The organism is Bradyrhizobium sp. SHOUNA76 (genome assembly GCF_023006445.1).
Classification (GTDB): Bacteria; Pseudomonadota; Alphaproteobacteria; order Rhizobiales; family Xanthobacteraceae; genus Bradyrhizobium.
Window position 1 is genome coordinate 1 of the sequence record NZ_JALBHA010000201.1, and the last position, 10178, is coordinate 10178.

The following is a 10178-nucleotide window of genomic DNA, read 5'->3' on the forward strand; positions in this document are numbered from 1 at the left end:
CGTACCCCGCGGCGCCGAAGCCCGGCACGCGGCGACGGCGGACGCCACTCCGGAGCCGGCGGAGGTCGAAGAGGTGTCGCTCGAGGAGGCCGACGCCGAGGAGAATACCGGCAAGGTCAAGGCCGTCGTGCCCGAATCCGAGGACGATATCGAGGTCGACGAGACCCTCGATGACGACGATGACGATGATTCGACCTTCATTGCCGACGAAGAAGAAGGCGATGAGGACGTGACCGACATCATTGGTGATGTCGGAGGTGATGAAGAGACTTGAGATCAGCCCTGATCTGTGAAAAAGGGTGCACCGCGCGAGTCACCAGGGCTCGCCGGTTGGGGTGAACCACCAGGGTCATCCCGCGAGGACTAAGGGGCCATAGCTCAGCTGGGAGAGCGCTTGCATGGCATGCAAGAGGTCGGCGGTTCGATCCCGCCTGGCTCCACCACGCTTCGCCCTTCGGGCTAGGCGTGGCGCGGCCACGAGGAGCCCGAAGGGTGAAGCGTGGTGTCCGGCGAAGCCCGAAGGGCGAAGACGGACTGGTGAGCCCCCCACTTAGCGACTGTCCGGGCGATTGCCGTCAATGTGGTACGTCTACATCCTTCGCAGCATCGAATTTCCCGAGCAGGAATACGTTGGTGCAACGGAGGACTTGAAGCGAAGGCTTCCGTAGCACAATGCCGGCAAATCGAGCCACACCGCCAAATTCAAGCCCTGGAAGCTGATCTGGTACTGCGCCTTCCCCGACAAGCATAGAGCGCTCGCGTTCGAGGCGTACCTGAAGTCCCACTCCGGCCGGGCGTTTACGAAGAAGCGGTTGTCCTAATCCCCGTACTCCCCGATCACCGCATTCAGCCGGTCGCGCAGCGCGACGATCTCGTCCTTCATCGCCACCAGTTCCGGCACCGAGCAGTCCGAGGCCACCAGGATCGACTGCGGCACGCTGCGGGCTTTTTCCTTCAGCGCGTGCCCCTGCGCCGTCAGCGCGATCAGGACCTGACGCTCGTCCTCGCTCGAGCGGGTACGCCTCACGAGATGAGCGGCCTCCAGCCGCTTCAGCAGCGGCGTCAGCGTGCCCGAATCCAGGAACAGTCGCTCGCCGATGTCCTTGACCGCGACGTCGTCGCGCTCCCACAGCACCAGCATGACGAGATATTGGGGATAGGTCAGGCCGAGCCGGTCCAAAAGCGGCTTGTAGACGCGGTTGAACGCATGCGCGGCCGAATAGACCGCAAAGCAGATCTGGTTGTCGAGCCGCAGCGGCGCGTCCGCTGCAGGTGATTTTCGAGGCATGGAGGATCTCTCGGGTTTGTCTCATTCTGGGGCCGCGCGCCGCCACATTCAATTGCGAACAATTAAATGTGAGACCTTGCAATTTCAATTGTGCACAATCTAATTGCCTGCGATAGAGACCGTACCCAACGAAACCCAGGGAGACGACAATGTCCGTGAACGTCCTCTACAAGACCAGCGCCAAGGCCACCGGCGGCCGCGACGGCCATGCTGCAACCCTCGATGGCGCGCTCGACGTCAAGCTGACCACGCCGAAGGAGCTCGGCGGCGGAGGCGGCGCCGGCAACAATCCCGAGCAGCTGTTCGCGGCCGGCTATGCCGCCTGCTTCATCGGCGCGATGAAGTTCGTGGCCTCGCAGGGCGGCCCCAAGGTTCCGGCCGACGCCTCCGTGACCTCGACCGTCGGCATCGGCCCGCGCTCCGAGGGTGGCTTCGGTCTCGACATCGACCTCGCTGTCTCGCTGCCGGGCCTTGCCCGCGCGGAGGCCGAGGCACTGGTCGAGAAGGCACACCAGGTGTGCCCCTATTCCAACGCCACGCGCGGCAACGTCGACGTTCGCCTGACGGTCGTCTGATCGGAACGGCGGATTGGCTGGCCCGGGATCCCCCTCGGGCCGGCCGCTTCCGTTAGGTTTTGCCATGCCCCGGGATTGACCGGCGGCGGCGCATACGCCCCTACGCACGGGGCCATTGCTGGCGTGCACGAAGCTCGCTAGGCCTGTGATCAAACGTCGACACAGGGAAGCGAAAGCAATGAGTTCTGAAGCCGCCACAGGTGCCATGAGCGGACTGCGCGTCATCGATCTCACGCGCGTGCTCGGCGGTCCCTACTGCACCCAGATCCTCGCCGACCATGGCGCCGACGTGATCAAGGTCGAGCCACCTGCAGGCGACGAGGTGCGCGAATGGGGCCCTCCTTTCCACGAGGAGGACGCGGCCTATTTCATCGGCATCAACCGCAACAAGCGCTCGATCGGTCTCGATCTCGCCTCCGAGGGCGGCCGCATCGTGCTGCTCAAGATGCTGGAGAGCGCCGACGTCCTGATCGAGAATTTCAAGCCGGGCACGCTGGAGAAATGGGGCATCGGCAACGAGGTGCTGCGCGAGAAATTCCCGCGCCTCGTGCATTGCCGGATCTGCGGCTTCGGCGCCGACGGCCCGCGCGGCGGCAATCCCGGCTATGATGCCATCATCCAGGCTATGACCGGCATGATCGCCGCGACCGGCTCGCCCGAGAGCGGACCGATGCGGATCGGCGTGCCGCTGGTCGACATCACCACCGGCCTTTACGCGGCGATCGGCATCCTGATGGCACTGTCGGAGCGGCAGCGCTCCGGCAAGGGCCAGTTCCTGGAGACGACGCTGTACGAGACCGGCCTTGCCATCATGCATCCGCACACCGCGAATTATTTCATGCATGGCAAGCCGCCGTCGCTCACCGGCAACGAGCACCCCAACCTCGTGCCTTACGCTATCTTCCCGACCAAGACCGACGACATCTTCATCGGCGTCGGCAATGACGGCACCTTCCGCAAGCTCGCCAAGGAGATCGGCAAGCCTGAGCTCGGCACCGATCCGCGCTTTGCCCGCAACAAGGACCGCATCGCCAACCGCGAGGCGCTGCGCGCCGAGCTTGCCGCGGTGTTCAGCCAGCACGAGGCCGAGCCGCTGTGCAATCGCCTGCTTGCGGCGGGCCTGCCCGCAGGGCCGGTGCAGAAGATCGATCAGGCATTGACCAACCCGCACACGATCGCGCGCGGGGATATTATCGAGAAGGACTGGTACAAGGGCGTCGCCTCGCCGATCCGGCTCGACCGCAGCAAGCCGAGCCTGCGCCGCCTGCCGCCCAAATTCAGCCAGCACTCGACGGAAGTGCTCGGCGAGTTCGGCTTCTCCAAGGCCGAGATCGACGCGATGGTCGAGAAGGGCACCGTCTGCGGCCCCGAGCGCAAGCGCTGAGATAAAGACGAAGATCGAGCGTCGGGGCAGGTGCACTCCGTCTCCCGCTTGCGGGAGAGGGAGTCTCTACATGGGACAATCCCCAGAGGAGCGAACCCTCACCCACGCCTTCGGCGCGACCTCTCCCGCAAGCGGGAGAGGTATTCGAACCCGCGGCCTCGGCCAGCCCCACATCATCCAATGCCGCACTGCGGCGCGAGCACGCATGTGCAGCGCGAATGGAGGAGGCTGCCCGCGGCGTCTTCGCCTATTTGACGGCTTCCCTTTTCCCGCGCTTGCCGCTTTCGTTTCGGCCGCTTACACAGTCATGTGAACGTCATATGGCGCTGCTAGCGCAAGCGCTTCTTGAATGACGGGCAAGGGAGGTTTTCTTGATGGCTCTTCGACATTTTGGCACGGCTGCTGCTGTTGCACTCGCGGTTGGTCTCGGCGCTTCGCCGGCTTTGGCCGTGACGGAAATCCAGTGGTGGCACGCGATGACCGGCGCCAACAATGACGTCATCGTCAAGCTCGCCAACGATTTCAACGCCGCGCAGAGCGACTACAAGGTGATCCCCACCTACAAGGGCAACTACGCCGACACCATGAATGCGGGCATCGCGGCGTTCCGCGCCGGCAACGCGCCGCACATCATGCAGGTGTTCGAAGTCGGCACCGCCACCATGATGGCCGCGACCGGCGCCGTGAAGCCGGTCTACAAGCTGATGGCCGACGCCGGCGAGAAGTTCGATCCCAAGATCTACCTGCCCGCCATCACCGGCTACTACTCGACGTCGAAGGGCGAGATGCTGTCGTTTCCCTTCAACTCGTCCTCCACCGTCATGTGGGTCAACCTCGACGAGCTGAAGAAGGCCAATGTCGAGATCCCGAAGACCTGGCCCGAAACGTTCGAGGCCGCCAAGAAGCTGAAGGCTGCCGGTCATGACTCCTGTGGCTTCTCCGGCTCCTGGGTGACCTGGGTCAATCTCGAGCAGCTCTCCGCCTGGCACAACGTGCCGCTCGCCAGCAAGGCCAACGGCCTCGACGGCTTCGACACCGTGCTGGAGTTCAACGGACCGCTCCAGGTCAAGCATCTCGAGAACCTGGTCGAGCTCCAGAAGACCAAGGTCTACGACTATGCCGGCCGTACCAACACCGGCGAAGGCCGCTTCACCTCGGGCGAATGCCCGATCTATCTGACCTCGTCGGCCTTCTTCGGCAACGTCAAGGCGCAGGCCAAGTTCAACTTCACCGCGGTGCCGATGCCCTATTATCCCGAAGCAAAGGGCGCGCCGCAGAACTCGATCATCGGCGGCGCTTCGCTCTGGGTCATGGGCGGCAAGCCGGCCGAGGAATACAAGGGCGTCGCAAAATTCCTGACCTTCCTCTCGGACACCGATCGCCAGGTCTATATCCACAAGGCTTCGGGCTACCTGCCGATCACCAAGGCTGCCTATGAGAAGGCCAAGGCCGAGGGCTTCTACAAGGACCAGCCCTATCTCGAAACCCCGCTGCTCGAGCTGACCAACAAGGAGCCGACCGAGAACTCCCGCGGCCTGCGTCTCGGCAACATGGTGCAGCTCCGCGACGTCTGGTCGGAAGAGATCGAGCAGGCGCTTGCCGGCAAGAAGACCGCCAAGCAGGCGTTGGACGCGGCCGTCGAGCGCGGCAACACGATGCTGCGTCAGTTCGAAAAGACCGCCGTCAAGTGAGACGATCAGCGGCAGGCCGGTGACTCCGGCCTGCCGTTCCGGGGCATCATGCAAAAGCAAGCCATTTTCCAATCGAAGCTGTTGCCTTACGCGCTGGTTGCGCCGCAGCTCGCGATCGTCCTGATTTTCTTCTACTGGCCGGCCCTGCAGGCGGTGATCCAGTCCTTCCTGCTCCAGGATGCCTTCGGTCTCTCGACCACCTTCGTCTGGTTCGACAATTACATCGAGCTCTTGAAGGACCGCGCCTATTTCGAGGCGATCGTGCGGACCTTCTTCTTCTCGTTCGCCATCGCTGTGTCGTCGCTGTCGTTTGCGCTGCTGCTTGCCGTGATGGCGGACAAGCCGCTGCGCGGCTCGACGCTCTACCGGACACTGCTGATCTGGCCCTATGCGGTGGCGCCGCCGGTCGTCGGCGTGCTCTGGATCTTCATGCTGCATCCCTCGCTCGGCGTGCTCTCGCGATATTTGCGCGCCCTCGGCGTCGACTGGAATCCTCTGCTCGACGGCGACCAGGCCGCAGCCCTGATCATCCTCGCCGCCGCCTGGAAGCAGATCTCCTACAACTTCCTGTTCTTCCTCGCCGGCCTGCAAAGCATCCCGCGAAGCGTGCTCGAGGCCGCCGCGATCGACGGCGCCCGCCCGATGCGCCGGTTCTGGACCGTGACCTTCCCGCTGCTGTCGCCGACCATCTTCTTCCTGCTGGTCGTCAACATCGTCTACGCCTTCTTCGACACGTTCGGCATCATCGACACCATGACCCGCGGCGGGCCCGGCACATCGACGGTCACGCTGGTCTACAAGGTCTATTCCGACGGCCTGCTCGGCGGCAATCTCGGCAGCTCCGCGGCGCAATCGGTGATCCTGATGATCATGGTCATCGTGCTGACCGGAATCCAGTTCCGCTTCGTCGAACGCAAGGTGACCTACTGATGGTCGAGGAAGAGGGCTTTCGCCGCTACGTCGCTCACATCATCCTCTGGATCGGGATCGCGATCGTCGCGTTCCCCGTCTACATCGCGATCGTCGCCTCGACCCAGGACAACGCGCTGATCGCGAACGGGCAGATGTCGCTGCTGCCCGGCGGCCATTTCCTCGAAACCTACTACCAGACCATCTTCGTCGGCACGAGCGGCTCGACCCGCGAGCCGGTCGGCAACATGATGCTGAACTCGCTGGTGATGGCGCTGCTGATCGCGGTCGGCAAGATTGCGATCTCGATCATCTCGGCCTATGCGATCGTGTATTTCCGCTTTCCGTTCCGGATGCCGATCTTCTGGATCATCTTCATCACTTTGATGCTGCCGGTCGAGGTCCGCATCTATCCGACCTACAAGATCGTCGCCGATCTGCACATGCTCGACAGCTATGCCGGCCTGTCATTGCCGCTGATCGCCTCGGCCACGGCGACGCTGCTGTTCCGCCAGTTCTTCATGACCGTGCCGGACGAGCTTCTGGAAGCCTCGCGCATCGACGGCGCCGGCCCCTTCCGCTTCTTCTGGGATACGCTGCTGCCGCTGTCGCGCACCAACATGGCCGCTCTGTTCGTGATCCTGTTCATCCTCGGCTGGAATCAATATCTCTGGCCGCTGCTGATCACCACGCGCGACGACATGCAGACCATCCAGATCGGCATCCGCAAGATGATCACCACCACCGACGCGTTGACCGAATGGCCGATCGTGATGGCGACCGCCGTGCTCGCGATGCTGCCGCCGGTCTTCGTCGTCGTCGTCATGCAGAAATTGTTCGTGCGCGGTCTGGTCGAGACGGAAAAGTGAAGATGGCGAATAGTGAATGGCGAGTGGCGAATGGGGTCGCTGCGTCTGCCTTGCGTATTACACGTTCCCCATTCGCCACTCCCTATTCGCTACTCGCCGGTGCAACCCATGGCTAACGTCACCCTGCGCAACGTCCGCAAGACCTATCCCGGCGGCTTCGAGGCCATCAAGGGCGTCGACGTCGATGTCGGCGACGGACAGTTCTGCGTGCTGGTCGGCCCCTCCGGCTGCGGCAAGTCCACGCTGCTGCGCATGGTCGCGGGGCTCGAAACGGTCACCGGCGGCGAGATCGACATCGGCGGCCGGATCGTCAACCAGGTCGAGCCCGCCGATCGCGACATCGCGATGGTGTTCCAGAACTACGCGCTGTATCCGCATATGAGCGTCTACAACAACATGGCCTACGGTCTGCGCAACCGCGGCATGGCAGAAGCCGAAATCAAGACCCGCGTCGAGGAAGCCGCGCGCGTGCTCGAATTGTCGCCGATGCTGGAGCGCAAGCCGCGCCAGCTCTCGGGTGGCCAGCGTCAGCGCGTCGCCATGGGCCGTGCCATCGTGCGCCAGCCGAAGGTGTTCCTGTTCGACGAGCCGCTCTCGAATCTCGACGCCAAGCTGCGCATCGCAATGCGCGTCGAGATCCGCAAATTGCAACGCCGGCTCAACACCACGTCGATCTACGTCACCCACGACCAGCTCGAGGCGATGACGCTCGCCGACATTCTCGTCGTGATGAATGGCGGCCAGGTCGAGCAGGTCGGCAATCCCCTTGCGATCTACGAGAAGCCGGCGACGACCTTCGTCGCCTCCTTCATCGGCGCGCCGCCGATGAATTTGATGTCGACACGCGCCGAGGAGATCAAATCGCAGCTCGGTGGCAGCGCAGGCGAAGCCGGGATCCTCGGCATCCGCCCGGAGGATTTCGTCATCACCGACCAGACCCCGGCCGGCGGCGTCGCATTGCCGCTGACGGTGGAGGCGATCGAGCGCGTCGGCGCAGAGACCTTCGTCTATGGCGCGCGCGAGCAGGAAGAGCAGCGCGTCGCCGCCACGCCCGGCGAGCTGCCGCCCGGCGAGATCATCGTCCGCATTCCCGGAACCGAGGCCCCCGCCATCGGCGCGAAAATCCGGGTCGCGGCGGTGCGCAACAAGCTGCACCTTTTCAGTGGCGATGGCCGAAAGCGGCTCGAAGCCTGAGGGTTCCGAGGCCTCCCAAACCAAAACTGCGAAAACAACCCCATGCACAGTAGATGCGGCGTTGTTTTCGTTGGGTAATTCGTCCGCACTCGTCATGCCCGGGCATCCACATTCTTGGCGCAACGAGCAAGGTCGTGAATGGCCGGGACAAGCCCGGCCATGACGATCCGGAAGCACTTCACTCGATATTGGTCACGGTGGAGACGCCCATCCACACCCCCGCTACCTGCTTGAACCCACATGGGAACATGCCCATATTGCTGATCAAGGGGTGCCACTTGCGGGCCCTGATGCACCAAAGTCGCTTCGAGAGGACTTTGTAAACTATGTCTCGTGTTCCCACGTTATCCAGTCCGTTCCTTCTGGGCTTCGACGAGATTGAGCGCGTGCTCGATCGCGTCGTCAAAGGTGCCGACGGTTATCCTCCCTACAATATCGAGAGGTGCGGCGGCGCGGACGGCCAGCCCGAGCGCTTACGAATCACGCTGGCGGTCGCAGGATTCACGCGCGACCAACTCGATGTAACCATTGAGGAAAACCAGCTCGTCATTCGCGGGCGGCAGCAGGACGACAAGTCCCGGCAATACATCCATCGCGGCATCGCCGCGCGCCACTTCCAGCGCACCTTCGTGCTGGCGGAGGGGATGCTGGTGCTGGGTGCGGATCTGAAGAACGGGTTGTTGTCGGTCGACCTGGCCCGGCCTGAACCGGAGAGGATCGTTAAGACAATCGCTATCAATGAGCACGAATAATGGAACGAGTAGCGGACTCGACCGCTTAGTGTTCCAGAGGAGTCGAGACCATGAGTGAAGGTCACGTTGCGTTCGAATTCGAAGCCAAGAACGTCTCCCCGGAGACGCTGGCAACCCTGGGCGAAGGCCATATCGCCTATGTGAAGCAGATCCGCTCCGAGGATGTGCCGGACCTGTTTCCCGAGGCGCCCAAGATTGCGCCGGGTCTCAAGCTCTTCGCGCTCCACGCCGCCGACGGCACGCCGATCATGCTGACCGACAGCCGCGAAGCCGCGGTCGCGAACGCCTGGAGCAACGAGCTGCAGGCCGTCAGCGTGCACTGAGCGCACGCGCGTCGCACGATTAGAGTTTTGACGGGTATGCCTTCGCAGGAAGGCGTGCCCGTTTTCATTTTGGGCGATGATGTCTCCGGATCGTCATTGCGAGCGCAGCGAAGCAATCCAGAATCTTTCCGTGGAGACAGCCTGGATTGCTTCGTCGCAAGAGCTCCTCGCAATGACGATGTCGAGAGACCTGCGCTCGCAATGACGGAGTGTGAGGCTGCAGCGTGCTCAACTTTCGTGTCCCGGACGCGACGCAGCCGCCACCAGCGCGTTTACGCGCGTCTTCGACGCGCTATGGCGATGCGGCGCAGAGCCGGGACCCAGAAAGCAACACGTTCAATGTGGAGAGATGGGCCCCGGCTCTGCAGCGCACCGCTTCGCGCTGCGCTGCGTCCGGGGCACGAGAGCGGGGATGTCCGCTCGCAATGACGAAGCGTGAGGCTATCGCGTCCTCGGCTCTCGTGGCCTAGAGGCGGCGCAGCAGTCTCACCACGCGTAGCGCACCACGCCCTTGCCGGCGTAGCTGTGCGTAACGTTCGAGAATTCGCCTTCGAACGTCGCAGCAGCGGCCCAGCCGGTCAGCCATTTCTTGTCGACGGATGCGGTGACGAGCGCGGAGTCGGCGGCTTGCGCGCCGCCGTTGACGACGAAGCTCGAACCGGGGAGCGCCTGGAAGGTCGCGCCGATGGCGCGGTCGGGATTGAAGTCATGGGCCCAGGCGAGACGGCCGCGCAATGTCGCGATGCCGTCGGCCATGGCGAAGGATTTGTCGGTGCGAAGGCCGAGCTCGCTGCGAGTGTCGGTGACGCTCTTGGCGCCGTAAGTCAGGGCAAACGCGTTGTTGCCGGTGATCGCCTGCTCCGTATAGGCCGGCAGATCGAACGTGGTGAACTGCGCGGCCGCATAGGGCGTGACGCCGACGCCGCCGATCACGGGAGCGACGAAGCGATAGCCACCTTCCAGCCGGCCGGAATACGCATTCGCGTTGAAGCGTGCCTGGAGATGATCGAGGCCTGCGATCGTGACATTGCGATCGGTTGCGATGTCCTGCCAGCCATAGGCCAGCGCGCCCGTGACATAGGCCGCACCTGCATGATGGCGCACGAAGGCGCCGGCCTGGAACAGGTCGGAACGGCCGGTGCCGCCATTGGCCACGGAGAAGCTGGTGCCGCCGCCGGCGAGCGCGAAGCCTG

At 63.5% G+C, this 10178-nt stretch carries 11 protein-coding genes, 1 tRNA gene and 1 pseudogene; 11 read left to right on the forward strand and 2 right to left on the reverse strand.

Annotation, left to right across the window (positions count from 1 at the left end; genetic code table 11):
* From MOV74_RS20410 to MOV74_RS20420, 3 genes and pseudogenes are all read left to right on the forward strand, one after another.
* Nucleotides 1-274, forward strand: a 274-nt coding sequence (locus tag MOV74_RS20410; protein WP_246926041.1) for a TIGR02300 family protein, incomplete at its 5' end; no start/stop codon positions are given.
* Between the two features lie 93 nt (nucleotides 275-367).
* Nucleotides 368-443: transfer RNA gene (locus tag MOV74_RS20415), tRNA-Ala, on the forward strand.
* 135 nt (nucleotides 444-578) lie between these two features.
* Nucleotides 579-821 (forward strand): annotated as a pseudogene (locus tag MOV74_RS20420) (GIY-YIG nuclease family protein).
* Here MOV74_RS20420 and MOV74_RS20425 read toward each other — a convergent pair.
* Nucleotides 818-1288 carry a MarR family winged helix-turn-helix transcriptional regulator gene (locus MOV74_RS20425; protein ID WP_246926043.1) on the reverse strand — a complete coding sequence of 157 codons (471 nt, stop codon included), beginning with the start codon at nucleotides 1286-1288 and terminating at the stop codon, nucleotides 818-820. The pseudogene MOV74_RS20420 and the gene MOV74_RS20425 sit on opposite strands and share 4 nt — an antisense overlap.
* A 149-nt stretch (nucleotides 1289-1437) precedes the next feature.
* Here MOV74_RS20425 and MOV74_RS20430 point away from each other — a divergent pair, with 149 nt between their 5' ends.
* The 8 genes from MOV74_RS20430 (at nucleotide 1438) to MOV74_RS20465 (ending at nucleotide 8985) form a co-directional block, all read left to right on the forward strand.
* Nucleotides 1438-1863 (forward strand): organic hydroperoxide resistance protein, encoded by a 426-nt coding sequence (locus tag MOV74_RS20430; protein ID WP_061023501.1) that lies wholly within the window; start codon nucleotides 1438-1440, stop codon nucleotides 1861-1863.
* A gap of 178 nt (nucleotides 1864-2041) precedes the next feature.
* Nucleotides 2042-3247 (forward strand): CaiB/BaiF CoA-transferase family protein, encoded by a 1206-nt coding sequence (locus MOV74_RS20435; RefSeq protein WP_246926044.1) that lies wholly within the window; start codon nucleotides 2042-2044, stop codon nucleotides 3245-3247.
* Between the two features lie 374 nt (nucleotides 3248-3621).
* Nucleotides 3622-4938 (forward strand): sn-glycerol-3-phosphate ABC transporter substrate-binding protein UgpB, encoded by a 1317-nt coding sequence (gene ugpB / locus MOV74_RS20440; RefSeq protein ID WP_246926045.1) that lies wholly within the window; start codon nucleotides 3622-3624, stop codon nucleotides 4936-4938.
* 48 nt (nucleotides 4939-4986) lie between these two features.
* The gene (ugpA, locus tag MOV74_RS20445) at nucleotides 4987-5868 is read left to right on the forward strand and encodes a sn-glycerol-3-phosphate ABC transporter permease UgpA (protein ID WP_246926046.1); all 882 of its coding nucleotides are present in this window, start codon (nucleotides 4987-4989) and stop codon (nucleotides 5866-5868) included.
* Nucleotides 5868-6716, forward strand: a complete 849-nt coding sequence (ugpE, locus tag MOV74_RS20450) for a sn-glycerol-3-phosphate ABC transporter permease UgpE (RefSeq protein WP_246926047.1) — start codon at nucleotides 5868-5870, stop codon at nucleotides 6714-6716. Before ugpA ends, ugpE begins: the two co-directional genes overlap by 1 nt.
* 108 nt (nucleotides 6717-6824) lie before the next feature.
* Complete coding sequence (locus MOV74_RS20455; protein WP_246926048.1) at nucleotides 6825-7910, forward strand: sn-glycerol-3-phosphate import ATP-binding protein UgpC; 1086 nt, start codon at nucleotides 6825-6827, stop codon at nucleotides 7908-7910.
* Nucleotides 7911-8236: 326 nt separating this feature from the next.
* On the forward strand, nucleotides 8237-8662 hold the full coding sequence (locus tag MOV74_RS20460) for an Hsp20 family protein (RefSeq protein ID WP_246926049.1): 426 nt from the start codon (nucleotides 8237-8239) through the stop codon (nucleotides 8660-8662).
* A 50-nt stretch (nucleotides 8663-8712) separates the two neighbouring features.
* A complete protein-coding gene (locus tag MOV74_RS20465; protein WP_063685700.1) occupies nucleotides 8713-8985 on the forward strand; it encodes a DUF1150 domain-containing protein in 273 nt (90 codons plus the stop codon).
* Nucleotides 8986-9471: 486 nt separating this feature from the next.
* Here the strand turns inward: MOV74_RS20465 and MOV74_RS20470 are convergent.
* Nucleotides 9472-10178 (reverse strand): autotransporter outer membrane beta-barrel domain-containing protein (locus tag MOV74_RS20470; RefSeq protein WP_246926052.1); only part of this gene is annotated, 707 nt, incomplete at its 5' end.

Bases quoted from the DNA above. Each gene is read 5' to 3' on its own strand.
- ugpA (WP_246926046.1), top strand. From the start codon at position 4,987: ATGCAAAAGCAAGCCATTTTCCAATCGAAGCTGTTGCCTTACGCGCTG.
- MOV74_RS20465 (WP_063685700.1), top strand. From the start codon at position 8,713: ATGAGTGAAGGTCACGTTGCGTTCGAATTCGAAGCCAAGAACGTCTCC.
- MOV74_RS20430 (WP_061023501.1), top strand. From the start codon at position 1,438: ATGTCCGTGAACGTCCTCTACAAGACCAGCGCCAAGGCCACCGGCGGC.
- MOV74_RS20460 (WP_246926049.1), top strand. From the start codon at position 8,237: ATGTCTCGTGTTCCCACGTTATCCAGTCCGTTCCTTCTGGGCTTCGAC.
- MOV74_RS20435 (WP_246926044.1), top strand. From the start codon at position 2,042: ATGAGTTCTGAAGCCGCCACAGGTGCCATGAGCGGACTGCGCGTCATC.
- MOV74_RS20455 (WP_246926048.1), top strand. From the start codon at position 6,825: ATGGCTAACGTCACCCTGCGCAACGTCCGCAAGACCTATCCCGGCGGC.
- ugpB (WP_246926045.1), top strand. From the start codon at position 3,622: ATGGCTCTTCGACATTTTGGCACGGCTGCTGCTGTTGCACTCGCGGTT.
- ugpE (WP_246926047.1), top strand. From the start codon at position 5,868: ATGGTCGAGGAAGAGGGCTTTCGCCGCTACGTCGCTCACATCATCCTC.
- MOV74_RS20425 (WP_246926043.1), bottom strand. From the start codon at position 1,288: ATGCCTCGAAAATCACCTGCAGCGGACGCGCCGCTGCGGCTCGACAAC.